23 protein-coding genes and 1 tRNA gene are annotated in these 22,872 nt (G+C 69.2%); 6 read left to right on the forward strand and 18 right to left on the reverse strand.

Going from position 1 to position 22,872, the window contains the following annotated elements; translation table 11 throughout:
- Window positions 1-78: 78 nt before the first annotated feature.
- On the forward strand, window positions 79-1,767 hold the full coding sequence (locus AB0J95_RS00570; RefSeq protein ID WP_364750301.1) for a sensor histidine kinase: 1,689 nt from the start codon (window positions 79-81) through the stop codon (window positions 1,765-1,767).
- Here AB0J95_RS00570 and AB0J95_RS00575 read toward each other — a convergent pair.
- Together AB0J95_RS00575 and AB0J95_RS00580 are read right to left on the reverse strand one after the other, a co-directional pair.
- Complete coding sequence (locus AB0J95_RS00575) at window positions 1,757-2,599, reverse strand: SDR family oxidoreductase (protein WP_364750304.1); 843 nt, start codon at window positions 2,597-2,599, stop codon at window positions 1,757-1,759. The genes AB0J95_RS00570 and AB0J95_RS00575 overlap by 11 nt on opposite strands.
- Window positions 2,596-3,417 carry an NAD(P)H-binding protein gene (locus AB0J95_RS00580; RefSeq protein ID WP_364750307.1) on the reverse strand — a complete coding sequence of 274 codons (822 nt, stop codon included), beginning with the start codon at window positions 3,415-3,417 and terminating at the stop codon, window positions 2,596-2,598. Before AB0J95_RS00580 ends, AB0J95_RS00575 begins: the two co-directional genes overlap by 4 nt.
- A 63-nt stretch (window positions 3,418-3,480) precedes the next feature.
- Between AB0J95_RS00580 and AB0J95_RS00585 the strand changes: the two genes are divergently transcribed.
- Window positions 3,481-4,101, forward strand: coding sequence for a TetR family transcriptional regulator (locus AB0J95_RS00585; protein WP_364750310.1), 621 nt, complete (start codon window positions 3,481-3,483; stop codon window positions 4,099-4,101).
- Window positions 4,102-4,105: 4 nt separating this feature from the next.
- Here AB0J95_RS00585 and AB0J95_RS00590 read toward each other — a convergent pair whose 3' ends face one another.
- Window positions 4,106-5,002, reverse strand: coding sequence for a TIGR03619 family F420-dependent LLM class oxidoreductase (locus tag AB0J95_RS00590; protein ID WP_364750313.1), 897 nt, complete (start codon window positions 5,000-5,002; stop codon window positions 4,106-4,108).
- Window positions 5,003-5,084: 82 nt separating this feature from the next.
- On the opposite strand from AB0J95_RS00590, the gene AB0J95_RS00595 reads away from it, so the two are divergent.
- Window positions 5,085-5,429, forward strand: a complete 345-nt coding sequence (locus AB0J95_RS00595; RefSeq protein ID WP_364750316.1) for a helix-turn-helix domain-containing protein — start codon at window positions 5,085-5,087, stop codon at window positions 5,427-5,429.
- 167 nt (window positions 5,430-5,596) lie between these two features.
- Here the strand turns inward: AB0J95_RS00595 and AB0J95_RS00600 are convergent, their stop codons facing one another.
- From AB0J95_RS00600 to AB0J95_RS00610, 3 genes are all read right to left on the reverse strand, one after another.
- On the reverse strand, window positions 5,597-6,673 hold the full coding sequence (locus AB0J95_RS00600; protein WP_364753370.1) for a hypothetical protein: 1,077 nt from the start codon (window positions 6,671-6,673) through the stop codon (window positions 5,597-5,599).
- 16 nt (window positions 6,674-6,689) lie between these two features.
- Window positions 6,690-7,244: a sigma-70 family RNA polymerase sigma factor gene (locus tag AB0J95_RS00605; RefSeq protein ID WP_364750319.1), complete on the reverse strand. Its 555-nt coding sequence runs from the start codon at window positions 7,242-7,244 to the stop codon at window positions 6,690-6,692.
- Between the two features lie 152 nt (window positions 7,245-7,396).
- Window positions 7,397-8,611 (reverse strand): cytochrome P450, encoded by a 1,215-nt coding sequence (locus AB0J95_RS00610; RefSeq protein WP_364750322.1) that lies wholly within the window; start codon window positions 8,609-8,611, stop codon window positions 7,397-7,399.
- Between the two features lie 110 nt (window positions 8,612-8,721).
- Here AB0J95_RS00610 and AB0J95_RS00615 point away from each other — a divergent pair, with 110 nt between their 5' ends.
- The gene (locus AB0J95_RS00615) at window positions 8,722-11,877 is read left to right on the forward strand and encodes a BTAD domain-containing putative transcriptional regulator (protein WP_364750325.1); all 3,156 of its coding nucleotides are present in this window, start codon (window positions 8,722-8,724) and stop codon (window positions 11,875-11,877) included.
- Here the strand turns inward: AB0J95_RS00615 and AB0J95_RS00620 are convergent.
- The 8 genes from AB0J95_RS00620 to AB0J95_RS00655 form a co-directional block, all read right to left on the reverse strand.
- Complete coding sequence (locus AB0J95_RS00620; protein WP_364750328.1) at window positions 11,861-12,625, reverse strand: ABC transporter permease; 765 nt, start codon at window positions 12,623-12,625, stop codon at window positions 11,861-11,863. The genes AB0J95_RS00615 and AB0J95_RS00620 overlap by 17 nt on opposite strands.
- Window positions 12,622-13,566, reverse strand: a complete 945-nt coding sequence (locus AB0J95_RS00625) for an ATP-binding cassette domain-containing protein (RefSeq protein WP_364750331.1) — start codon at window positions 13,564-13,566, stop codon at window positions 12,622-12,624. The genes AB0J95_RS00620 and AB0J95_RS00625 overlap by 4 nt, the downstream gene beginning before the upstream one ends.
- A gap of 324 nt (window positions 13,567-13,890) precedes the next feature.
- Window positions 13,891-14,208, reverse strand: a complete 318-nt coding sequence (locus AB0J95_RS00630) for a DUF6191 domain-containing protein (RefSeq protein WP_364750334.1) — start codon at window positions 14,206-14,208, stop codon at window positions 13,891-13,893.
- Between the two features lie 270 nt (window positions 14,209-14,478).
- Window positions 14,479-14,551, reverse strand: a tRNA-Ala gene (locus AB0J95_RS00635).
- Window positions 14,552-14,592: 41 nt separating this feature from the next.
- Complete coding sequence (glpR, locus tag AB0J95_RS00640) at window positions 14,593-15,459, reverse strand: gephyrin-like molybdotransferase receptor GlpR (protein ID WP_364750337.1); 867 nt, start codon at window positions 15,457-15,459, stop codon at window positions 14,593-14,595.
- Window positions 15,460-15,612: 153 nt separating this feature from the next.
- Entirely contained in the window at window positions 15,613-16,269 is a 657-nt protein-coding gene (locus AB0J95_RS00645) for a GNAT family protein (protein WP_364753373.1), read from the reverse strand.
- Window positions 16,270-16,277: 8 nt separating this feature from the next.
- Window positions 16,278-17,501, reverse strand: coding sequence for a gephyrin-like molybdotransferase Glp (gene glp / locus AB0J95_RS00650; protein ID WP_364750340.1), 1,224 nt, complete (start codon window positions 17,499-17,501; stop codon window positions 16,278-16,280).
- 15 nt (window positions 17,502-17,516) lie between these two features.
- Complete coding sequence (locus tag AB0J95_RS00655) at window positions 17,517-18,404, reverse strand: UTP--glucose-1-phosphate uridylyltransferase (RefSeq protein ID WP_364750343.1); 888 nt, start codon at window positions 18,402-18,404, stop codon at window positions 17,517-17,519.
- Window positions 18,405-18,428: 24 nt separating this feature from the next.
- Between AB0J95_RS00655 and AB0J95_RS00660 the strand changes: the two genes are divergently transcribed.
- Window positions 18,429-19,007, forward strand: a complete 579-nt coding sequence (locus AB0J95_RS00660; RefSeq protein WP_364750345.1) for a 5-formyltetrahydrofolate cyclo-ligase — start codon at window positions 18,429-18,431, stop codon at window positions 19,005-19,007.
- A gap of 57 nt (window positions 19,008-19,064) precedes the next feature.
- The gene (locus tag AB0J95_RS00665; protein WP_364750347.1) at window positions 19,065-19,385 is read left to right on the forward strand and encodes an FmdB family zinc ribbon protein; all 321 of its coding nucleotides are present in this window, start codon (window positions 19,065-19,067) and stop codon (window positions 19,383-19,385) included.
- Window positions 19,386-20,809: 1,424 nt separating this feature from the next.
- On the opposite strand, the gene AB0J95_RS00670 is transcribed toward AB0J95_RS00665, so the two are convergent.
- The 4 genes from AB0J95_RS00670 to AB0J95_RS00685 form a co-directional block, all read right to left on the reverse strand.
- Window positions 20,810-20,953 carry a hypothetical protein gene (locus tag AB0J95_RS00670; protein ID WP_364750349.1) on the reverse strand — a complete coding sequence of 48 codons (144 nt, stop codon included), beginning with the start codon at window positions 20,951-20,953 and terminating at the stop codon, window positions 20,810-20,812.
- Between the two features lie 131 nt (window positions 20,954-21,084).
- The gene (locus tag AB0J95_RS00675) at window positions 21,085-21,513 is read right to left on the reverse strand and encodes a hypothetical protein (RefSeq protein ID WP_364750352.1); all 429 of its coding nucleotides are present in this window, start codon (window positions 21,511-21,513) and stop codon (window positions 21,085-21,087) included.
- A 249-nt stretch (window positions 21,514-21,762) separates the two neighbouring features.
- A complete protein-coding gene (gene mscL / locus AB0J95_RS00680; RefSeq protein ID WP_364750354.1) occupies window positions 21,763-22,167 on the reverse strand; it encodes a large-conductance mechanosensitive channel protein MscL in 405 nt (134 codons plus the stop codon).
- A gap of 31 nt (window positions 22,168-22,198) precedes the next feature.
- Entirely contained in the window at window positions 22,199-22,795 is a 597-nt protein-coding gene (locus tag AB0J95_RS00685) for an SAF domain-containing protein (protein ID WP_364750356.1), read from the reverse strand.
- Window positions 22,796-22,872: the final 77 nt, after the last annotated feature.

A 22,872-nucleotide genomic window follows, 5' to 3' on the forward strand; every position in this document is an offset into this window, starting at 1 on the left:
ACCCCGGTTCTACGGCTGCGGGCAGTGCGCGGCGATCTTCCGGTCGGGGAGGATGGACCCCGGCCGGAAGGAGGTCCGATGCGCACGATCCGAGCGCTCCCCCGCAGCGCGCTGCTGTTCGCGGTCGCGCTCGCCTGCCTGCCGGTCCTGGTCCTGGTCATCGTCGCGTTCTGCTTCGTGTTCCCGGCGCCGTGGGCGATGCTGCGGGTCCGCCGGTTCTCGTCGATGGCCCGCACGCTGGCCGGGGTGTCCAACGTGGGGATCTACTGGGACCCGCCCGCGCCGATGGAGCCCGACGAGGAGGGCTACTACCAGGTCAACAACCGGCTGGTGCGCAACCCGTGGTGGCACGAGTTCTCCCGGCGGCTGGACTGGGTGACCGACGACCCGGGCGCCCGCCGCGACCTGGCCTGGCTGTTCTGCGAGCCCCTGGTCGGCGGTCCGCTGGCCGGGCTCGGGCCGGGAGCGCTGGCGTTCGGCGTGTGGCTGACGACGACCTCGTGGTGGCCGCTGGCGGTCCCGCTGGGTATCGCGGGTGTGCTGGCGACGCCGTATCTGGTCCGGTTGCACGCGCGGTGGACGTCGGCGATGTTGCGAGGCCGTCCCGAGGGGCGGATGGCCCGGCTGGAGCAGGCCGTCGAGCTGCGGGTCAAGCAGATCTGGCACGCCCTCGTGCTGTTCCTGCTGGCCGTGGCGAGCGTGCTGGTGACCCTGGTGACCGCGGTGCTGGCGATCCCGATGCACTGGTTCGGCCTGTGGATGTTCGGCTGGCGGCCGGTGATCGAGTCCGGGCGGGCGTTGACCAACCTGCGCCGTTCGCTCGTGACAAAGTGGACAGACGTGCCGATCCCCCGGCCGTACCTGCCGCATCCCCCGCCGCCGCAACGGCGTGCGGACGGCATGTACCGCCGTGGCCGTCAGCTCTACAAGACCCCCAACATCCCGATGCGGCTGGCCATGTACCGCTGGGTGATGACCGATCCGGCGACCTGGCGCGACCTGGCGTCGGGTTTTCTGGACACCTCGGTGGGCCTGTTCGCCGTGCCCGCTTCGATCTTCGCGGCACCCTGGGTGCTCCGGCTGCAGGGCCGGGTGTCCCGGTTCCTGCTCGCTCCCACCGCCGCTGCCCAGCTGGCGCAACGGGTTCAGCACCTGACCGTGTCCCGCGCCGAGGCCAACGACGCTCAGGCGGCCGAGCTGCGGCGGATCGAACGCGACCTGCACGACGGCGCCCAGGCCCGGCTGGTGGCCCTGGGCATGACGCTGGGGGCCGTGGAACGGCTGATCGACCAGGACCCCGAGCTGGCGAAGAACCTGGTCGCCAAGTCCCGGGAGGCATCCGCGGATGCCTTGGTGGAACTGCGGGATCTCGTCCGCGGGATCCACCCGCCGGTGCTGGCCGAGCGCGGGCTCGGGGACGCGATCCGCGCGCAGGCCTTGGACAGCCCGTTGAACGTGACCGTATCCGGGTCCCTGTCTGATCGACTGGACGCCCCCATCGAGTCGGCCGCGTACTTCGCCGTGAACGAACTCCTGGTCAACGCGGCCAAACACGCCAGGGCCGACCACGTTGACATCCAATTAGGACATTCGGATGGCATTTTGACGATCTCGGTCACCGACGATGGCCAGGGCGGCGCGAACCCCGACCGCGGCAGCGGACTGGCCGGGTTGCGCCGCCGGCTGGCCGCGTTCGACGGGACGTTGACGCTGGACAGCCCGCGCGGCGGGCCGACCGTGGCGTCGCTTCGGATCCCTACCCCGTGAAGTCCGCCTTGTGGTCCAGCGTCCACTGGGCGTAGGTCAGCGCGGGGCGGCCGGTGATCCGTTCGACGGTGTCGGTGACCAGGTCGGGCTTGCCCAGGAACTCCTCGTAGATCCGGATCCTGGTGTCGACGATCGCCGCGCTGCCGTGCGCGCCGAACCGTTTCGTCAGCTCCTCGCGGGCCTCGTCGCCGATCAGGTCCTCGTAGGCGACCGGCCGCCCGATCGCCTGGCCGATCAGGTCGGCCTGGCGGGCCTGCGTGATCGACTCCGGGCCGGTGAGCATGTAGATCTGGCCTTCGTGGCCGTCCTCGGTGAGGGCACGGGCGGACACCTCGGCGATGTCCCGTTCGTGGATGGACGCCAGGTTCGACTGGGCGTACGGGAGCCTGAGCGTCTCGCCGTTGCGGATGGATCTGGCCCACTGCAAGGAGTTCGTCGCGAACGGGCCCGGGCGGACGAACGTCCACGCCAGGCCGGAGTCCCGCAGGGCGGCCTCGACGATCCGGTGGATCCGGGCGATGCCGTTGCGCGGATCCGGATCCTGCGCGGCCTGCGCCGACAGGAGCACGATGTGCTTGACCCCGGCGGCCTTCGCCTGTGCCACGAAACCGTCCACACCGGACGGTTGGGTGTACAGGTAGACCTTGTCCACGCCTTTCAGCGCGTCGGCGAAGGTCTCCGGTTCGGCGAGGTCGGCCTTCCGCTTGTCGACGCCGTCGGGCAGGGTGTCCGGGTTGCGCGAGGTCGCGCGGACCTCAACGCCTTGCTGCAGCAGGAGATCCACCACCGCGCGGCCGACGTTCCCGGTCGCGCCCGTCACCAGGATGGTCATGCCACGAACTCCTTCCGGTGGTCCCGCACCCATTCCTGGAAGCTACGGGCGGGTGTACCGGTCGCGCGCTCGACGTCGTCGGTGACATCGGCTGCGACGCCGACGGTGCGTTCCATGTAGCGCAGCATCGCCTCAGCGGCTTCCTTGCTGCGCAACCGGTCGGTCATGTCCTGCAGGGCTTCTTCCTTGCTGAGCTGGTGGACCTCGACGGGCTTGCCGGTGTCCGCCGAGATCTGCGCGATGATCTCGCGCACGGTCAGCGACTCCGGGCCGGTCAGGGTGTAGATCTCCTTGTTGTGCCGGTCTTCCAGCAGGCTCGCGACGGCCACGGCGGCCAGGTCCTTCTCGTGGACCGGCGCCACCTGCTGCTCCGGGTAAGCGATGCGGGCCACGCCGGTCTCGCGGATCGGCTGCGCCCACTGGCGGATGTTCGTGGCGAAGAAACCACCGCGCAGGAACGTCCACCCCAGGCCGGACCGCTGCACGGCGTCCTCGACCAGGCTGTGCCGCAGGGCGATCGGGTTCCTGTCCGCCCCCGGATACCCCACCGAGATCGAGGAGAGCACCACGACGTGCCGCACTCCCGCCTGCTCGGCGGCGGCGACGAACTCGTCCACAGTGGACGGCTCGGCGTACAGGAAGACCTTGTCAACGCCGGCAAGGGCGTCCGCGAACGTGCCCGGGTCGGTCAGGTCGAGCTTGTGAGTGTCGCCCGCCGGGTTGCGCGAGGCGGGCCGGACGGGAACCCCGGCTTGGCGCAGGAGATCAACCACACCGCGACCGACAGCGCCGGTCGCCCCAGTTACCAGAATGGTCATACGACGAGTATCAACCGGTTGTTAAATCTCGTCAACCAAATAGCTGAATGATAGCCTTCACCGGTGCGCGAACCGGGCAGTCCACGTCGGTCACCAGCGCCGGAGGAGCGTCAGGCGGATGCCGAGCGGTCCCGGCGCCAACTGCTGGCGGCCGCGTACGACGTGTTCGCCTCCAAGGGGTACGCGGGCGCGCGGGTGCAGGAGATCGCCGAGCGCGCGGGCGTGAACAAGCAGCTGATCAACTACTACTTCGGCGGCAAGGAAGGCCTGTACCGGGCGCTGCAGCGGCAGTGGCTGGAAGTCGAGGCCACCTTCGACGACCCCACCCAGTCAGCCGCGGACGTGGCCGCGAAGTACCTCCATGCGAGCCTCGCAGACCCACGCGGCACCCGCCTGATGATGTGGCGCGGGCTCGCGGCGGGCTGTGGCGGCGACCCGGTCCCCGACGAGGAGCCGGTCCAGGACCTGTCCGGCCTCACCAACCGCCAGCAGGCAGGCGAGATCGACCCGTCGATCGACCCGGCCTGCCTGCTGCTGTCCCTGATCGGCATCACCAGCATCCCGGTGGTCGTGCCCGACCTGGTGCGGAAACTCTTCGGGGTCGACCCGTCCGACCCGGAGTTCGAAACCCGCTACACCCACCACATCCGCGACCTCATCAACCGCCTCGCCCCACCCGCGTGACCGGTCAGCGGGCCGCGGCGAGGATCCCGCCGACCAGCTTGAGCATGGTGTCGATGTCGTCGGCCTGGTACATCAGGTCGACCAGGACGTGCCGGACCTCGGTCTGCTCGCCAACGCGCTTGATCACGGCCGCCACGTCCTGGACCACCGTGTCTGTGCGGATCGTCGGGTAGATGCGCAGGATCATGTCGAGGGACTTGGGATCGCGGCCGATCTCCGCCATCAGGCCGTGGATCTGCTCCAGCGGCCGGTTGATCATCAGGTCGACGTCGGTGGCCTGCGGCAGAACCAGCGCGGGCAGCCAGCCGTCGGCGCGGCGGGCGACCCGCTTCATGGCGGCCGGCGCGAAGCCGGCGAGGTAGATCGGCGGCTTGCGGACCGGCTTGAGCTCGCTGCGGGTGGCCGCGATCGTCCAGTGCTTTCCGTTGTGCTCAGCCGGGTTCGCGGTCCACAGGTGCTCGAACACGTCCAAGGCCTCGTCGAGGCGCTCACCGCGTTCGCTGATCGGCACGCCCACCGCCTCGAACTCCTCCGGCGACCAGCCCGCGCCCAGACCGGGCACGAACCGGCCGCCGCTGAGCACGTCCAGGGTGGTGAACATCCGGGCCAGCACCGCGGGCGAGTAGTAGGGGGCGTTGATGATGTTGCTGCCGACCAGCACCCGCTCGGTGGCGCTCGCGGCCACGGCCATCAGCGCGAACGGGTCCAGCAGGGCCCGGAACTCCTCGGGGAAGTCGTCCGCGCCGTTGTACCCGACCTTCGGATCGACCGGCGCCAGCAGCCGGTCGATCACCCACAGGCTGTCCGCACCGAGGTTCTCGGCCTCACGGGCATACCTACCGGCCTCCGCCGCCTGCCACGCCACGGCGCCGGTCTGCGGCAACGTGAATCCGATCTTCATGACACTCCTTTGACGAGATGTGACTAGTTCAAATAGTAGTCACATCGAAAAACGAAGTGCCATCGCTGGCTACCATTGACCCGTGGCTCACGACGACTGCGCGAGCGCCGACGCGGCACTGACCCGGGCATTCACCATCCTGGGCACCCGCTGGACGGCGATGCTGCTGGGCGTCCTCGGCCGCGGCCCGGCCGGCTACCGCGAGCTGTCGCGAGCCCTCGGCAAGGTCAGCGACTCGGTCCTGTCCGAACGCCTGACCACCCTCACCGAAAGCGGTCTGGTGTCCAGAACGGTCCAGGAGGGCCCGCCGATCACGGTGACCTACCGGCTCACCACGGCCGGCGAGGCCCTGATGCCGGTCCTCGACCAGATCTCCGCCTGGGCCGACCACCACCTCCCCGAACCCGCCCACAGCAGGCAGCCCTGACAGCGCCCGGCCGGGCGCCCAGACCTGTAAGTCGGACTCGATGCGTTTGATGTGGACATGCATTCCTTCAACGCTGTGTCGATGTTCATCACCAAGTTGCGGAAAAAGCGAACCGGCCGCGTCACCCCAGGTGGGCGACGCGGCCGGTTTTATTCGACTTATCCGGGTCAGAACTTGCCCGCCTTGATGTCGGCCACGGTCACCCGGGCGGACTTGTAGGTGTCCGCCGGCATCGGCTTCTCGCCGGGGCCCGGCTTCGCGACGGAGCTGATCGGCAACCCGGTCTTGGCGTTGATCGTCAGCACCTGCCCGCCGGTGCCGCCGAAGATCGCCGGTCCCGCGGTGAGAGCCAGCGCGGCCTGGCCGTCGCTGGTCGTCTCCTCGACGGTGACATCCGGGATGGTCGAGATCAGCCGCAGCACACCCGCCCGGACCTGGGCGTTGGCCGCACCCCTGGTCAGCGCGTTGAGGCTGTTGACCCAGAGGCTGTTGTTGATGTAGCCGTCCATGCCCTTGCCGGTGGGCCGCGGCCGCGGCTGCGCGTCGGCGACCCCCTTCATCTTCAGGATCCGGACCCGCTCGGCCTCGGACTTGTCCCAGGCCGCCTGCGCCTCGGCGGGGCCCAGGCCCAGGCCCCACCCGTTGGGGACGGCGTTGACCATGTCCTGCCGTGCCTTGTTGAGGTCACCCTTGGCCGCGTCGCGCGCCGCGGCGATCTCCTTGGCGTCCACCGGGTCGGCGAGGTTGTCGTCGTGGGCGACCGCCGCGGACAGCTCGGCCTTCGTCTCGGAGACGTACTCCGCGCCCTTGTCGGTGTACAGGTTGTAGGTGATGTACGGCTTGCCGTCCGGCGCGGTGCGGTTGCGGATGACCAGCGACGCGTCCCCGGGAAGCGTGCCGTCGGTCGCCTTGACGTCCGCGGCCAGCGACACCAGCTTCGAACCGACCGGAGGCGCCTCGGCCGTCGTCCCGGACGACGGTGCGGGGCTCACCCCCGACGTACCGACGGACACCACGACCGCCGCGACGGCAGCCGCACCAACGGCGCCGATACCGACCTTGCCCATCAGGCCCAGCCGAAAGTTGCGGACCCAGCCGGGCTTCTCCTTGCGCGCCGGCGCCGCCACCCGCATGGTCCCGGTCTGTGCCATCGCCGTCCCGAGCATCGTCCGCGCCCGCTCGTAGGCCTCCGGACGCAGCGGCGGGACCTCTTTCAGCTGGCCGACCAGGTCCATCTCATCCATGATCACGAGCTCTCCTTCACACGTTCGCGTTGGTCAACAGGGCCGCTACTTCGGGCGCGGTCCGCAAAGCCGTGCGGGCCTGGTGCAGCAGGCGGCGGGCGGTCCCGGCCGGCATGCCGAGCGCCCGCGCGGCGTCGGCGACCGTCAGGTCCTCCCAGGCGACGAGGGTCAGGACCTCGCGCTCCTCCGGCTGCAGCCTCGCCAGCACGCTCCGGAGCACCGACTGGGTGTCCACCCGGGCGTCCACCGCCGACCAGGGGTCCCACCCGTTCGCCAGGCTCGTCGCGTCCGGTACCGGGTCCTCGGCCGGCCGGGACCGCCAGTGGCGGCGCATCTTGTTCAGCGCCACCCCGTACAGCCACGGCCGCGCCTCGGGGTAGGCCCGGTCGTAGGTGCTCCGGGACTCGAAGGCCGCGACCCACACCTCCCCGAGCAGGTCCTCGGCCGCCTCGCGTCCCACCCGCCGGGTGAGGTAGGCGCCGATCGCCCGCTCGTGACGGCAGATCAGCTCCACAAAGGCCTCTCCGTCACCGTCCAGCGATTTGCCGATCAGTTCCGCGTCTGAGGTCATCACGCTCCTCGTCTCGCTGTGCCCTTACACCCCGCCTTTGCCATGAGGGCCGGAAACCGTTCAGCGTTCGGGTGCGGTCTCGCGTGATGTGTCGACGTCTGGAGCGGTGTTCTCGGTGTAGTGCCCGGGGCGAACGTGGCCCGGATCAGCGCTTACGCCCAGGTGACCGGCAGTGCGTGGACGCCGTAGATGTTCATGTCGGTGCGGAGCTTCACCTCACGGGCCGGAACGGCGAGCTGGAGGGCCGGGAACCGGCGCAGCAGCCCCTCGAACCCGGCGCGCATCTCGATGCGGGCCAGTTGCTGGCCGAGGCACTGGTGAACGCCGTGTCCGAAGGCGAGGTGACCGCGGGCTTGCCGGTGAATGTCCAAAGTGTCCGGGTTGTCGAAGCGCTGCGGGTCGTGGTTGGCGGCCAGCATCGACACGACGACGGTCGACCCCTTGGCGATCGTCTCGCCGCCGAGCTCCAGGTCCTCGGTGGCGTAGCGGTAGAAGATGTCGCCGATGGACAGGTAGCGCAGCAGCTCCTCGACCGCGTCCGGGATCAGCTCCGGGGTGGCGCGCAGTTCGGCCATCTGCTCGGGGTGCTCCACCAGCGCGAACGTACCCAGCGCGAGCATGTTGGCGGTGGTCTCGTGCCCGGCGAGCAGCAGCAGGAAGGCGACCCCGACCAGCTCCTCGATGCTCAGGTCGTCCTGCCGGGCCAGGTCGGACAGCAGGTCCTCACCCGGCTCGGCGCGCTTGCCGACGACCAGCTGGGCGAGGTACCCGGTCAGCGCGCCCACCGCGGCCATCTTGTCCTCCAGCGACTGGTCCCGGACCAGGAACTGGGCGGAGTTGGCCTGGAAGGTCTCCCGGTCCTCGTAGGGGACCCCGAGCAGCTCGCAGATCACCAGCGACGGCACCGGCAGCGCGAACTCCCTGACCAGGTCGACCGGCGGGGCCAGCCGGGCCAGGTGGTCCAGCTGACGCTCGACGATGTCGTTGATGTGCTCCTCGAGCAGTTTCATCCGCTTGACGGTGAACGCGCCGGTCAGGCGCTTGCGCAGCCGGCCGTGGTCCGGTGGGTCCATCGAGATGAACACGCCCGGCATCTGCGGGGACGGTTCGGTGGCCACGGGCATGCCAGGCGTCTCGAACGGCACGTGGATGACACCGAGGTCGAGCCGGGAGCTGAACCGGGTGTCGGCCATCACCTGGCGGACCGCCTCGTAGCCGGTTACCAGCCAGCCCTCGTGACCGTCGGGGAAGATCATCGGACTGACCGGCCGCGCGCTGCGCAGCCGGGTGATCTGCCGGGGCGGGTCGAACGGGTTCGCATCGCGCTCCATGGGCAGACCGTGCGGGATGCCGACCTTCTGGCTCATCGGATCGCCTCTCGTGGTGGTGTGTTGCGCCCACGATCACGACAGTCGCTGACATGCCCCTGACACGGGCGAGACATGGCCGTTCGCCCGTTCGTGGCAAAATCGGCCGGGTGCAGGTGGGGATGCTTGGGTCATTCGAGGTTCGCGCGGATGACGGCGTCCTGACCGACGTGCCGGGCGCCCGGCTGCGCGGCCTGCTGATCGCCCTCGCGCTCGACCCGGGCCGGGTGGTGCCGAAGGCGACGCTGGTCGACTGGATCTGGGGTGAGCGGCCACCGGCCGACGCGTCGAACGCGTTGCAGCGCTTGGTCTCCCGGCTGCGGAAGGTGCTGCCGGACGGGTCCATCGAGGGGACCGCCAACGGCTACCGGCTGAAGGTGGACCCCGATGCCGTCGACGCGGTCCGGTTCGAACGCCTCGTCGGCCAGGCCCGTGACGAGAACGACCCGCGGCGGCTGCGTGAGGCGCTGGCGTTGTGGCGCGGTGCGGCCATGCAGGACGTCGGGCTGCAGGACAGCGAGGCGTTCGACGCGGCGGTCACCCGGCTCGAAGGGCTGCGGCTGACGGCCATGGAGGACCGGTTCGACGCGGAGATCGACCTCGGCCGCGGCGCGGGGCTGGTCACCGAGCTGACCGACGTGGTGGCCGCGCATCCGGTGCGGGAACGGCTTGTCGCCGCGTTGATGCGGGCCCTCGTCGCGACCGGCCGCGACACCGATGCGCTGCTTGTGTACCAGCGCACGCGGGAGACGTTGGCCGACACGTTGGGTGTGGATCCCTCGCCGGAGCTGTCCGAACTGCACGTGGCTCTGCTGCGTGGCGAACTGGGGCGGCGGGAGGAGACCCGCAAGACCAACCTGCAGGCCGAGCTGACCAGTTACGTCGGCAAGGACGAGGACCTCGCCGCGGTCCGTGGCCTGATCGCCGAACACCGGCTGACCACGCTGATCGGGCCGGGCGGTTCGGGAAAGACCAGGCTGGCCAAGGAAACCGTGCGCACGCTGCTCGGCGGCCTGCCGGACGGGGCCTGGCTGGTGGAACTGGCGCCCATCGGTCCGGAAAGCACGGTGGGTGGGCCTGCAGGGCAGGGGGACGGGAAAAACATCGCGCAAGCGACCCTCGCTGCCCTTGGTCACCGGGACTCGCTGCTCGGCGAGGCCCAGGACACCGAACCGACCGACCGGGTCATCGCCGCCATCCGCGACCGCGAGATGGTGCTGGTCCTGGACAACTGCGAGCACGTGATCGAGTCGGCGGCGGCGTTCGCCCACCGTGTGCTCGGCGAGTGCCGCCGGCTGCGGATCCTCACGACGAGCCGTGAACCCCTTGGTATCACTGGGGAAGCACTGTGGCCGGTCGCGCCGCTGGTCCTGCCTGCGGAGGACGCCGACCCTGGTGAGATCGAGTCCGCTCCAGCCGTCCGGTTGCTGCGGGACCGTGCTGGCGCGGTGCGTACAGACCTCGCGGCCGATGCTTCGACACTGTCCACAATGGCCCGGATCTGCCGGGCGCTGGACGGGATGCCGTTGGCGATCGAACTCGCGGCGGCCAGGTTGCGAACGATGACCCTCGATCAGCTCGCCAACCGGCTCGACCACCTGCTGCGCCTGCTGACCGGCGGCAGCCGGACCGCGCTGCCGCGGCACCGGACGCTGCGCGCGGTGGTCGATTGGAGCTGGGAGTTGCTCAGCGACGCCGAGCGGATGGTGTTGCGCAGGCTTTCGGTGTTCTCCGGTGGGGCCAGCCTGGAAGCGGCCGAGCGGGTCTGTGCGGACGATCCGGACGATGTGCTGGAACTGTTGACCGCGCTGGTCGAGAAGTCGCTGGTGGTCGCCGGGAGCGGCGAGGCGCCGCGCTACCGGTTGCTCGGCACCATCAAGGAGTACGCCACCGAACGGCTCGCCGAGGCCGGCGAAGCCGAACTGGCGCGCCGCGCGCATCTGGCCTACTTCACCGAGTTCGCTGAGATCGCGGACCCGTATCTGCGCGGTCGCGAGCAGCTGGAATGGCTTGCGGTGCTCACGGCCGAGCACGACAACATCAGCGCGGCGATGCGTGGCGCGCTCGCGGCGGGCGAGGCGGAAGGCGCGATGCGGCTCGCCGCGGCCGCCGGCTGGTACTGGTGGCTGGGCGGGCACAAGGCCGAGGGCCACGAGCTGATCATGGCGGCCACCGCCGTGCCCGGTGAGGTGCCCGACGAGATCCGGGTCGTGGTGTACGCGTATGTCGTGATGCTCATGGTCTCCGGGCGCAGCGACCAGTTCGAGGCGGCGGAGTGGATCCACCGGGCGTACGAGATCGACGAGCGGGCCAGAACCAGCCACCCTGCACCGAAGGCCATCGCCCCGCTGGAACGGATGCTGCAGTCGCCGGACGCCGCCCTGACCGCGTGGGAACCGTTGTTCACCGACGAGAACCCGTGGCTACGGGCCCTGAGCCGGCTGCAACACGGCAAGACGCGGATCATGCTCGGCGACGGCGGGCTGGACGCGGACGCGCATCTCGAGGCGGCGCTCACCGAGTTCCGGGCGAGCGGTGAACGCTGGGGCGTCTCGTTCGCCCTGACCGAGCTGGCGGACCGGATCGCCGTGCGTGGCGAGTTCACCGCCGCGGCCCGGCACTACGAGGACGCGATCGCGATCGTCACCGAGGTCGGCGCGGCCGAGGACATCGTGACGATGCGGTCGCTGCAGGCCCAGTTGTACTGCCTGGCGGGCGATGCGGAGGCAAGCGCCACGGCGATGGCGGAGGCACAGCGGTACGCGGAACAGGTCGCGTGGCCGGACGCGTTGGCCGAGCTGGCTTTGTCGAAGGCCGAACTCGCGCGCCGGAGCGGTGACGCCGAGCAGGCTCGCCGTCATCTCCGTGACGCGACAGCGATGCTGGGCAAGGCGGCCGAGCGGCCGAACCCGCGTGCGACAACCCAGGACCTGCTCGGCTATCTCGCCGAAGATCTGGGCACGGCCCGCGAACACCGTGCCGCGGCGGTCAAGGCGGCGACCGAGGCGGGCAACGCACCGCAGATCGCGCGAATCCTCGTCGGGGTGGCGGATCTGGCGTTGCGCCAGGAGGAGTTCGAGCAGGCGGCGCGGCTGCTGGCGGCCGCCGAAAGCGTGCGCGGCCTGCGGGATCGGTCCCAGCCGGATGTGGACCGGATCGAGCAGGCCGCGCGGAGCCGCCTCGGCGACACGAGGTTCGCCGAGGCGACCCAGGAGGGGTTGCGGGCGGACTGGAACGAGCTGGCCGCGGTCACACTCGCTTGGTGAACTTGGCCCGGGCCCACACATAGCCGACGACCGCGATCCCCACGCTCCAAGCGAGTGCGGCGATGATGTGGCCGGTCGAGGGTATACCGGTGAACAGGCCCCGCACGCTCTCGATGATCGGCGTGAACGGCTGGTACTCGGCGAACTGCCGGATACCAGGGCCCATCTTGTCCGCGGGCACGATCGCGCTGGAGAAGAACGGCAGCATGATCAGCGGCACGGCGGCGAACCCCGCCGACTCCGGCGTCTTGGCGGCCAGGCCGAACGCGATGGTCAGCCAGGTGACCGCGAACACCGCCAGCACCAGGATCCCAGCCACAGCAAGCCATTGGGGGAAGGTCGCGGCCGGACTGAACCCCATCAGGAACGCAACACCCACGATAGCCACCATGCTGACCACGGTACGGACCAAAGTGGACACAACATGTCCGGTCAGCACGGCCCCGCGCGAGACGTCCATGACGCGGAACCGGTTGATGATGCCCTTGGTCATGTCGGAGTTGACGGCCGTAGCGGTGGCGCCCATCCCGTAGCAGATCGCCAGCATGACCATGCCCGGCGTGGCATAGTCGACGTAGGCGCCGCCACCGACGCTGAACCCGTCGCCGAGCACATAGACGAACATGAACATCATCACGATCGGCATCAGGATCGCGTTGAACCAGATGACCGGGTTGCGCATGGTGTGTTTGACGTTGCGGCGCAACATGATCGCGGCGTCGGTCAGGGGTGCGGTGAGAGTGCTCATCGGGCCACGGCCTCCGTGCTCGAGTGTCCGGTAAGGGCAAGGAAAACGTCGTCGAGGTCCGGCGTGTGCACGGAGAACTCCTCGACCTCGATGGCGTACTCATCGAGCCGGTCCAGCACGAACCGAACCGACTTGACGCCGCCATCACTGGGCACCCGCAACACAAGCCCCTCAGGGTCCGCTGTGGACCCGGTCAACACCCGCGCCGCGGAGTCCAGCCGCGCGGCATCGGCGAACCGGAGCCGGACGTGACTGCCGGGAATCTGCCGCTTGAGCTCATCCGGGGTGCCCTGAGCAACGAGCTTGCCCTGATCCAGCACGGCGATCCGGTCGGCGAGCTGATCGGCCTCCTCCAGGTACTGCGTGGTGAGGAAGATGGTCATCCCCTCGGCGACAAGCTCCCGGACGATCGTCCACATGGTCCGCCGGCTCCGCGGATCCAACCCAGTAGTGGGCTCGTCCAGGAAGATGATCCGCGGCCGCCCCACCAGCGTCATGGCCAGATCAAGCTTGCGCCGCATGCCCCCGGAGTAGGTGGCGGCCATCTTCCCAGCCGCCTCCCCAAGATCAAACCGCGCCAACAACCCCTCGATGACCCGCTGCCCCTCCCGCCCGCCAAGGTGCAACAGATCGGCCATCAACCGAAGGTTCTCGGCCCCGGTGAGCAGGTCATCAACCGACGCGAACTGCCCAGTAACCCCAATAGCCCCCCGCACAGCCTTCGTCTGCGTACCGACGTCGTACCCAGCCACCCGCACCACGCCGGCATCGGGCTTCATCAACGTGGTCAGGACGTTCACCGTCGTCGTCTTCCCAGCCCCATTGGGCCCCAACAGCGAGAAAACACTCCCCGCCGGAACCGAGAAGTCAATGCCATCAAGCACAACCCGGTCCCCAAACCCCTTACAGAGCCCCAAAACCTCAATCCCAGATTCACTCATGCCGCAACCCTGACCCCACCCCCTGACACCACCCCGCCACCCCCCTGACACCACACCCAACGGGGGTGAGGCGGCGCAGCCGCGCGTGGAGGTCTGGGGGCCCGACCCCCAGACGGCCGGCCCGGCGGAAGTTGTGAAGCAACGACAGCCGATCCCGTCGTGAGAACGGCTCGTGTCCGAGCTGTTCGATCACGACACGGAACTCGTTTCCGCCAGTCGGTCCAGGATGCAGGACGACCACAGCCGTCTCCCGACCTTCGTCCTGCGCAGCACGTCACATCAACAGCATCGCGATGAGGAACAGTCTCGAGCTAGCTACCGCCATCAGCGGTCACACTGCGGCACCATCTTGATGCTGTCGGACCCAAGCACCACCACCCCTGCGTCCAGGTCGACGCCGTTGGGTGGCGCACCGTTGGTTTCCTCGTCGCGCAGAAGCGACTGCGTGGCACGCTGGTCCAACTCGACCCGTTTGGCTCCATAGAAGAAAGCGATGAACTCGTCGAAAGAGGCTGCCGACAGCGACGTTCCAGTTCCAGTGTCCCGCACGCGCCGCGCCCGCCGCCACGCTCGTTCACAGAGCGCCAAGAAACTGATCCCCAAGGCGATAGCGGGAAGAGAACATACCCAGAACATCACCATGCTTGGTGCAACGTCCAGGCCCGGACACCGGTTCCGGCCCGGTACGGACTCGCGCAGTGACCTGACCGTAGGACACTGTCCTCCCACGTCGTTCCCGCACAGTCCTCACCACTACGGGAGATCTCCGCCCGAGCCTCTTCCAAAGAAGACCAGGGACGCACTGAAACGGCATGGGAAGCCTGGACGAGAGCGGCAGCTACTGCTGTACCTCGCTGCTGTACAACATGGATCAGGGCCGTCCATTCCTCTTTGGACGGCCCTGACCAGGTGTGGAGCTGAGGGGAATCGAACCCCTGACCTTCTCGATGCGAACGAGACGCGCTACCAACTGCGCTACAGCCCCTTGGTGCCTGGAAAGCATAGCAGTGGCCTTCCAGGCGGTTTTCACTCCCCTACCGCTCGGCGATATCGCAGGCTGTGGGGGTCGTCGAGCTCGTCGAACGCCGGGTCCTCGTCGTCGATGTCGACCACGACCGCGTGGGGGTGGGTGACCCGGGGCGGGGTGTGGCCGATGGGGGCGTCGGGGTGGTGGCGCTCGTCGTGGTGGTCGTAGTCACCGTCGTAGTCGCGGTCGTGGTCGAGGCGGGCTCGTTCACGCTCGCGTTCGCGGTATTCGAGTTCCTGGTCGCTGGGGCGGATGGCGCGGCGGGTCTGTGCCATCCGGGCGAGCCGGCGCTGGCGGATCTCCTCTTCGATGCGGACCTGGCGGCGCAGGTAGGCGAGGTAGCTCACCAGGCCGAGGTCGATCACCCCGTGGCCGATCCAGGCCATGGGGTAGAGGACGCCTGCCGCGACCGCGCTGCCGACCGCGAGCAGCAGCAGGACCACGACCACCCGCTGGCGGGCGGCGTAGCGGGCGCGCGCCGTCAGCGCCGCGGCTTCGGGGTCGAAGCCGCCGCGTCCTGGGCGGTAGCGCCGGTGCTGCTGCTGGGGCGCAGGGTTATGGGTGGCGGCGGAGACGGTGTCCGTGTCCACGGGGTCACGATCGTCCGCTTCGGCGTCGATGTCGAGGGGGTCGTGCTGTTCCGTAGTCGAATCAATACCGTCGGGCGCCGGTCCGGCTTCTTCCGTAGGGTCGGCGACGTCCGTCTCGCGCATGTCGGCCTCCTCGGCCGCGCCCTTCCGCACGACCCGGGCGGCCAGTGCGGAGTCCGCGGTCCTGGCGATCTCCTGGCGCTTGCGCACGATCATCGGGACGAGGACGACCAGCCACGCCACGACGAGCGCCACCACGATGAGTGAGCTCGGCATGCCTCGTCACCTCCCCCGATCCGTTGCAATTAGTCACGGTAGTCACAACAGTCACAGCAGTGTCGGAGGCGCGCCGGTAGCGATCTTGCGGCGCAAGGGCCTTTCAGGCGTAGTGCTGCGGCAAAAGAGCCAACGAGGGAAAGGAAGTTCCCCCTACCGGGGGATGGTGGCGCGCCCGTCCGCGAGCAGCCGGCCGACCAGTCCATCTGGTACGTCCTCGGTCGTCACCGCCAGGCACAGATGGTCACGCCAGCCCCCGGCGACGTCCAGGTAGCGGCGGAACAGGCCCTCCTCGCGGAACCCGAGCTTCTCCAGCACCCGCAGGCTGGCCTTGTTCTCCGGGCGGACGGTGGCCTCGATCCGGTGCAGGCCGGCCATCATGAAGCAGTGGTCGACGACCTGCGCGACCGCCGCGGGTGCGACGCCGCCGCCGATCACGTGCGAGGCGACCCAGTAGCCCACCCAGGCGGAGCACAGCGAGCCCCGGATGATGTTGCCCACGGTGACCTGCCCGGCCAGCTGACCGTCCACTGTGATCACGAACGGCAGGGTCATGCCGCGCCGGGCCAGCGCCCGCAGCGAGGACCACTGCCCCGGCCACGCCAGCATGGCGTTGCGGTCCTCCCATGTGCCGGGAGCGGTGGGCTCCCAGCGCTCCAGGTGCTCCCGGTCACGCAGCCGGATCCGGCTCCAGGCACCACCGTCGAACAAGCGTGGGCCACGGACCGCGACCAGCCCCGCGGGCACCTGGAGCGGCCCGAGAGTGGCGGGCCAGCCGGGGTGCCGGCCCTGGGGGCGCGGCGGATCCATCACGCCGCTCACCCCCGCTGGGCGAGGAAGCTGACCTGGACCTCTTCGCCGACCGCGACGTCCGTCGTCTCCTCGTCCACGAGCACCAGGCAGTTCGCCTCGGCGAGCGCGGCCAGCAGGTGCGCGCCGGACAGGCCGAGGGGCTGGACCAGGTACTGGCCGTTGCTCTCGTCGCGCAGCAGCTGCCCGCGCAGGAAGCCGCGGCGGCCCTTGGTGGACGTGATCGGCGAGAGCAGGTGGGCGCTGACCAGGCGGCGGCGCGGGTTGCGCTTGCCCTGCGCGGCCCGGATCAGCGGGCGCACGAAGACCTCGAACACGACCAGCGCGCTCATCGGGTTGGCGGGCAGCACGAACGTGGGCACCGCGTCCGGGCCGAGCCGGCCGAAGCCCTGCACAGAGCCGGGGTGCATGGCCACGCGGGTCATGTCGATCTCGCCGAGCTCGGACAGCGCGGCGCGGACCTCGTCGCCGGTCGTGCCGCCGACCCCGCCGGCCAGCACGACGATCTCGGACAGCAGCAGCCTGCTCTCCACGACCTCGCGGACCTTGCGGTGGTCCGGGCTGACGATGCCGACCCTGGTGACCTCCGCGCCCGCGTCCCGCGCCGCGGCCGCCAGCGCGTACGAGTTCACGTCGTACACCTGGCCCTGGCTGGGCGCGCGGTCGATGTCCACCAGCTCGTCGCCGATGGAGATGATCGACACGCGGGGACGCGGGTAGACCAGGACCTTGGCGCGGCCCACCGCGGCCAGCAGGCCGACCTGCGCCGAGCCGATCGTGGCGCCGCGCCGGACCGCGACGTCACCGGTCTGCACGTCCTCGCCGGTCCGCCGGACGTAGGCGGCCGACGGGACCGGCTGGTTGATCGTGACCCGGGCCGGGTGCTCGTCGGTGTACCCGAGCGGGACGACCGCGTCGGCCAGGGTCGGCAGCGGCGCGCCGGTGTCCACCCGGACGGCCTGTCCAGGCTGCAGCCGGCGCGGCTGGCGGGACCCGGCCTGGATCTCGCCGACCACCGGGAGCACCACCGGCTCTCGGCCGGCCGACTGCACGTCGACGCTGCGCACCGCGTAGCCGTCCACCGCCGCCTGATCGAACCCGGGCAGGGCGTGTTCGGCCACGACCTCCTCGGCGCAGAGCAGACCCTGTGCCTCGGAGATCGCCACACGCACGGGCGCCGGCCGCACCGCGGCCGCCAGCGCCCTGGCGAGCTGTTCGTCGACGGACCTCATTCACCTGACCTCGTGCTAGTCGGAAACCCGGGCGCGCAGCCACGCGCGCAGGCCGGGCCCATACTCGGGGTCATCGAGGGCGAAGTCCACGGCGGCACGCAGGAAACCACCAGGATTGCCCAGGTCGTGACGTCCGCCCCGGTGCACGACCACGTGGACGGGGTGTCCCTCGGAGATCAGCAGGGCGATCGCGTCGGTCAGCTGCAGCTCACCGCCTGCCCCCGGGGTGATCCGCTTGAGAGCGTCGAAGATCGCCCGGTCAAGCAGGTAACGGCCGGCCGCGGCGAAGGTCGACGGCGCGTCCTCGGCCGCCGGCTTCTCGACCATGCCCCGCACGACCTTGACGTCCTCGTCGGCCGTGTCCTCGACGTCGAACACGCCATAGGCGGAGATCTGGTCCTTCGGGATGTCGAACGCGCACAGCACGCTGCCGCCGCGCTCGGCGCGCACGTCGGCCATCTTCTTGAGCACACCGGTCGGCAGCACGAGGTCGTCGGGCAGCAGCACCGCGACCGCGTCGTCGCCGCCGTCGAGGTTGGGTTCCGCGCACGCCACCGCGTGCCCCAGCCCCAGGGCCTGCTCCTGGATGGCGGTCTCCACCGCCAGCAGCGCGGGCGCCCGGCGGACCTTGTCGAGCAGCGCGGTCTTGCCGCGGGCGCGCAGGGTCTCCTCCAGCTCGGGTTGCGGCTGGAAGTACTGGACCACGGCGTCCTTGCCCGGGGAGGTGACGATCACCAGCCGGGACGCGCCCGCGTCGGCCGCCTCCGCGGCGACGAGCTCGATGCCCGGTGTGTCGACCACCGGCAGGAGTTCCTTGGGCACCGCCTTGGTGGTGGGCAGGAAACGAGTGCCCAGGCCAGCGGCGGGCACGATTGCTGTCTTGAATGCGAGCGACGGGCTCATGGAATGTGAGCCTAACCTCAAGGCGTGACCGTGCTTCCCGCCACCAAGGACGAATGGCGTTCACGTTTGCTCGCCGACCGCCGGGCCGTGCCGCCCGAGGTCCGCGCCACCGAGGCCGCCGCGCTCGCCGGGTTCGCCCGTGAGCTGGTCGACGCTGGTCAGACGGTATGCGGTTATGTCCCGGTCGGTACCGAGCCCGGGTCTGTACAGATGCTGGACTCGCTGCGGGACGCGGGCGTCCAAGTGCTCCTTCCGGTCGTGGTCGGATATGCCCCGTTGGACTGGGCGGTCTACGAAGGTTCACTGCGACCGGGGCCGCATCGGTTGCTCGAACCCACCGGCCCCCGCCTCGGGCCGCAGGTCATCGGCACGGCGGCGGTGGTCCTGGTGCCCGCGCTGGCCGTCGACTCGACCGGAATCCGGCTCGGACGTGGCGCTGGTCACTATGACCGTTCACTGGTGCACGCCGCCCCAGACGCGGTCGTCGCCGGGGTGGTCCGCGACCAGGAGTTCCTGCCGCACTTGCCGTTCGAAGCCCACGACATCAGGATGACCGCGGTCCTGACTCCCGGCCGGGGCAAGATCGACGTCTCCAGCCCTTAGCACTCTGCGTGCTAGACTGCCAGCTACTTGGGAGAGGTCTCAAAAGGAGAGAACGCCGTGCCGACCTATCAGTACGCATGTACGGTGTGCGACCACCGCTTCGAGCAGGTGCAGTCCTTCACCGACCCGTCGCTGACGGTCTGCCCCGAGTGCTCCGGCAAGCTCCGCAAGCTGTACGGATCCGTGGGCGTGGTCTTCAAGGGCAGCGGCTTCTACCGCACCGACAGCCGCTCCTCGTCGAGCAGCTCCGAGACCTCGCCGGTCTCCGCAGGCGCGTCGAAGTCCAGCGAGAAGACCTCCACCAGCACCAAGTCGGAGTCCTCCACCTCGACCACGAGCACCTCGTCGAGCAGCACCCCCGCCGCCAAGGCCTCCTGACCCACACCCCGTTTCTTCAAGACCCGGTGCCAGCACCGGGTCTTCGCTTTTCCTGATCACCCATCGTGTCGAGCCTGAATCGCCACTCGTCGAGGACGACCCCGGCCGGTCGCGTTGATCTGGGCCGACTGGCAGTCCTGCGGATCCTCACGCGAGGAGCTCCGCGATCCGGTCTGGACGCAGTACAAGGAGTGCTTCGTCGTCGTTCGCAGCCGCTACCGGGGAAGGCTGTTCTCCCCGTGCGTGTAGGTGGACAAGGACTTCGCCATCGCGCGGCCTGCACCAGGGTTATCCCAAGACACTCGGCTCGATGCACCACTTTGCTCGAGAATCTGGACGCCATGGGATGCGCTCCTGGACTCCGGCAGCTGCCTCGGCGCTTCCGGCCGCTGGCGTGGCATGCCTCACGTTGACCGAAGTGTCTAAGGGGATGGTTCGCCGGTCAGGATCTCCTCGAATCGGATCTCTGGTTTCTCGCAGCGGGTGGCGACTGCACGGTGGAGTTTGAGGCAGTTGATACCGCTCCGACGGCGTGGCGCGGCTGGTAGGGCTGCGGGCCGAACTTCAGGTCGATCATCCTGGTGTCCAGATCGATGTGGGTGTGCCAGAGCCACACTGGTTCGGGATGGTCCGGACGGCAACGGTTGATCTGTAAGCGAATCACCGTGCCGCTCTGGATCGGCAGGTGCTCGGTGTGGGTGGTCCGGGCGGTGCGGTGGGTCAACCGCGGATGCAGCCGGTTCCAGGCCCCGATGGCGGCAGGACCATAAAGGGGGGTGTCGGTATCGATGGTGCTGTCGGGTGGGCCCAGGTGGCCGGGTCGCCGAAGGCGAACTCGCTGCCGTGGCGCCGTGACCGACCCATGATGTCGGTTCACGCGTGGGAGTTGAGCGGCGCAGGACCCTGTCTGAACGCATCCGGACCAGCACCGCGAACGCCAGGTCGGGCCAGTTGGAAGGCCAGCCATGGTCCGTCGTAGCCGACGTCGGTCACGATCAGGATGTCGGGATCACCAGGCCGCCAAAGCTCAGCAACCCGCATCCCAGCCTTCTCGATGCAATCGGCTCAGCAGCCCGGACCGACGGGCCAGCCGCCGTTCTGAGAGCGCAGATCTTCAGTTGGTTCGGCTGGGTAAGCGTTGTCGGTCAGCGCGAGCACCGGCCGGGCCTCGGCTGGCCACCTCGCGACGGCCGACCCGATGCCCCGGTGTTTGCGGCGCCGGCGGCGTCCTGGCGGGCTCGGTTTGTCATCGAGTCCACGCTCGCCAACCCGGACCGGTCCTGCGCATCACCGGCGGTCTGAAAGGCGGGCAGGACCGCTCCCATGTCCCGTCGCGCTGCGAGCGGCGGAACAAACCGCGGACCGTCGGCCACGGCGCATACCCCGCTGAGATGTCACGCCACGGGCGTCCCCCTTCGGATGCGTCAACGGGTCCCGCTGATGAGCTGCGGTTTCTCCCACTTCGGCGGACCGCCGGTGCAGCGACGGGCCAGCTCAGCCGACTGCGCGTGGGTCAGGTCATGCCGCATCCTCACCGGGAAGGTGGCGGCGAACTCTGGCGTGGACACCGAGCGCGGGGATCCCTGGTGAGTGGCGAGGTCTCCGGTATGAAGTTCCTGCTTTGGCACAGAACCAGATACCGGAGACCTCTTCAGTCATCGATCACCGCCAGCTGTGACTTCGCACCAGTCCCACGAGGTCAGTTCGTGGAACCGTCGTCGAGGTGCCTGGTGAGCAGGTCGGTGATCACGGCCTGGCCGGCGGCCAGCTTGGCGTAGGTGGCCTGCATACTGCTGTCGACCTTGGCGAACCCGGCCTTCATCTCGGATTCGAGCCGGGTCAGCCGTTGGCCGTGCTCGGTCAATGTTCCTTGCATGCCGTCCAGCGTCTCTTGCATAGCGTCCAGCCTGGTGCCGTGATCGGTTTGGGTGCGGTGCAGGGTTTGCAGGGTTTTGCCTTGGTCGATCTGGGTGGTGCGCAGGGCTTGGATCAGGGATTTGTGGACGTCGAGTTTTGTGCTGATGTCCGCGACATCGCGGTCGGCACCGCCTGCCAGGACGCGGGCGGCCGCGGCGTCCTTGCTGATCAAGCCCACCCGTTCCTCAAGGGCACCGACACGGCTTGCCATCTGGCCTTCGAGGGCTGCGACACGCGCTTCCAACCCCTCCATGGAGGCCACCTCCTCACTGTAGCGACCGGCCGCGGTCTCCTCGTGCGGCCGTGCATGCATGGTCTTGTCCTGTTTTTCAGGCTGTGATTCCGCCACCGGTCGCCACCGCTTTCCCGAGTCGTGCATCGAAGTTCTCGATCAAGGTGAACCTGCTCGGCGCAGCGCCCGGCTATCGCGGGCGAGCACCTCGGCACACGGCCTCATCGCTCATCGGGATGAGCGCTGCTGCTGGTCGCGGAGCAGGTCGCGGATCTCGGCCAGCAGCTCGACCTGGGTGGGCTCGGCGGGACCGGGCTCCTCGCCCCGCTTGCGGCGCTCCTGGATCTTCTTCACCGGCAGCACGAGCGCGAAGTACACGACGGCCGCGATGATGACGAAGTTGATGATCGCGGTGAGCACCGCGCCGATGTCCATCACGGACTTCTCGTTGCCTCCCACGATCTGCCAGGCCAGACCGGAGACGTTCGAACCGCCCACAGACGCGATCAACGGGTTGATCAGATTGGTGACCACGGCCGTGACCACGGCGGTGAACGCAGTGCCCATCACGACCGCGACGGCCAGATCGAGCACGTTCCCGCGCATGATGAAGTCCTTGAAACCCTTCAGCACAGCGCTACTCCTCACTAGGCGGAGACGAATTTCACCGGAGGGTAACCGTCACCTCCCGCGAGAGCGACGCTGCCGCCACCCTGATCGCGACCGCCCTGGGTAAGCCCACGACGAGCAGCCGTCTCGGCTCACCCGAGCGAATGGTCACCACGACCGCGTCGGAAGCGAGCACCTCCTGGTCAGGACCCACGATGTCCACATGGGACCCCGGCACCAGCAGGTCGGCGATGCTGTCGTCGACGAGCCGCACGGCAACAGCGGCCGCGTCGGGCAGGCCAGTGGTCAGACGTATGTTCGACGGACCGAGCAGCCGCACGGAGGTGATCGGCTCCCCGGCGGCCGCCGCGCCCGCGAGAACCTGACCGCCGACCGAGGCGGGATCGGACAAAGCTCCCGACGGCACCAGCGAAGGCGGCGCGCGCAGCAGCTTTATGTCCGATGTGGACAGGGGCGTGCCCGGGGCCAGGTCCCGCGCGGCCACGAGCACGGGCACCTCCGCCACCCGCACCGGCCGGAACGCGAGCACGGCCGCGAACAGCACCAGCCCGGCGGCGAGGATCCGGCGCAGCGCGAACACCCTCGTCCAGCCCTTGGTCCGGAGCGATCGGAGCAGACGACTTGTTGCCATGTCTTCGACGCTATTCAGCCGCAAGCAGTCCGGAAAGCCGATCGCAACGCCTGTGGACAACTCACCGGTACGAGTGG

This window comes from Actinocrispum sp. NPDC049592, from assembly GCF_040675465.1.
GTDB lineage: Bacteria > Actinomycetota > Actinomycetes > Mycobacteriales > Pseudonocardiaceae > Kibdelosporangium.

Coding starts and splice junctions, on each gene's coding strand:
- AB0J95_RS00570 (WP_364750301.1), top strand. CDS start 79: ATGCGCACGATCCGAGCGCTCCCCCGCAGCGCGCTGCTGTTCGCGGTC.
- AB0J95_RS00575 (WP_364750304.1), bottom strand. CDS start 2,599: ATGACCATCCTGGTGACGGGCGCGACCGGGAACGTCGGCCGCGCGGTG.
- AB0J95_RS00580 (WP_364750307.1), bottom strand. CDS start 3,417: ATGACCATTCTGGTAACTGGGGCGACCGGCGCTGTCGGTCGCGGTGTG.
- AB0J95_RS00590 (WP_364750313.1), bottom strand. CDS start 5,002: ATGAAGATCGGATTCACGTTGCCGCAGACCGGCGCCGTGGCGTGGCAG.
- AB0J95_RS00600 (WP_364753370.1), bottom strand. CDS start 6,673: ATGGATGAGATGGACCTGGTCGGCCAGCTGAAAGAGGTCCCGCCGCTG.
- AB0J95_RS00605 (WP_364750319.1), bottom strand. CDS start 7,244: ATGACCTCAGACGCGGAACTGATCGGCAAATCGCTGGACGGTGACGGA.
- AB0J95_RS00610 (WP_364750322.1), bottom strand. CDS start 8,611: ATGAGCCAGAAGGTCGGCATCCCGCACGGTCTGCCCATGGAGCGCGAT.
- AB0J95_RS00620 (WP_364750328.1), bottom strand. CDS start 12,625: ATGAGCACTCTCACCGCACCCCTGACCGACGCCGCGATCATGTTGCGC.
- AB0J95_RS00625 (WP_364750331.1), bottom strand. CDS start 13,566: ATGAGTGAATCTGGGATTGAGGTTTTGGGGCTCTGTAAGGGGTTTGGG.
- AB0J95_RS00630 (WP_364750334.1), bottom strand. CDS start 14,208: ATGGTGATGTTCTGGGTATGTTCTCTTCCCGCTATCGCCTTGGGGATC.
- glpR (WP_364750337.1), bottom strand. CDS start 15,459: ATGCCGAGCTCACTCATCGTGGTGGCGCTCGTCGTGGCGTGGCTGGTC.
- AB0J95_RS00645 (WP_364753373.1), bottom strand. CDS start 16,269: ATGGATCCGCCGCGCCCCCAGGGCCGGCACCCCGGCTGGCCCGCCACT.
- glp (WP_364750340.1), bottom strand. CDS start 17,501: ATGAGGTCCGTCGACGAACAGCTCGCCAGGGCGCTGGCGGCCGCGGTG.
- AB0J95_RS00655 (WP_364750343.1), bottom strand. CDS start 18,404: ATGAGCCCGTCGCTCGCATTCAAGACAGCAATCGTGCCCGCCGCTGGC.
- AB0J95_RS00675 (WP_364750352.1), bottom strand. CDS start 21,513: ATGGCAAGCCGTGTCGGTGCCCTTGAGGAACGGGTGGGCTTGATCAGC.
- AB0J95_RS00685 (WP_364750356.1), bottom strand. CDS start 22,795: ATGGCAACAAGTCGTCTGCTCCGATCGCTCCGGACCAAGGGCTGGACG.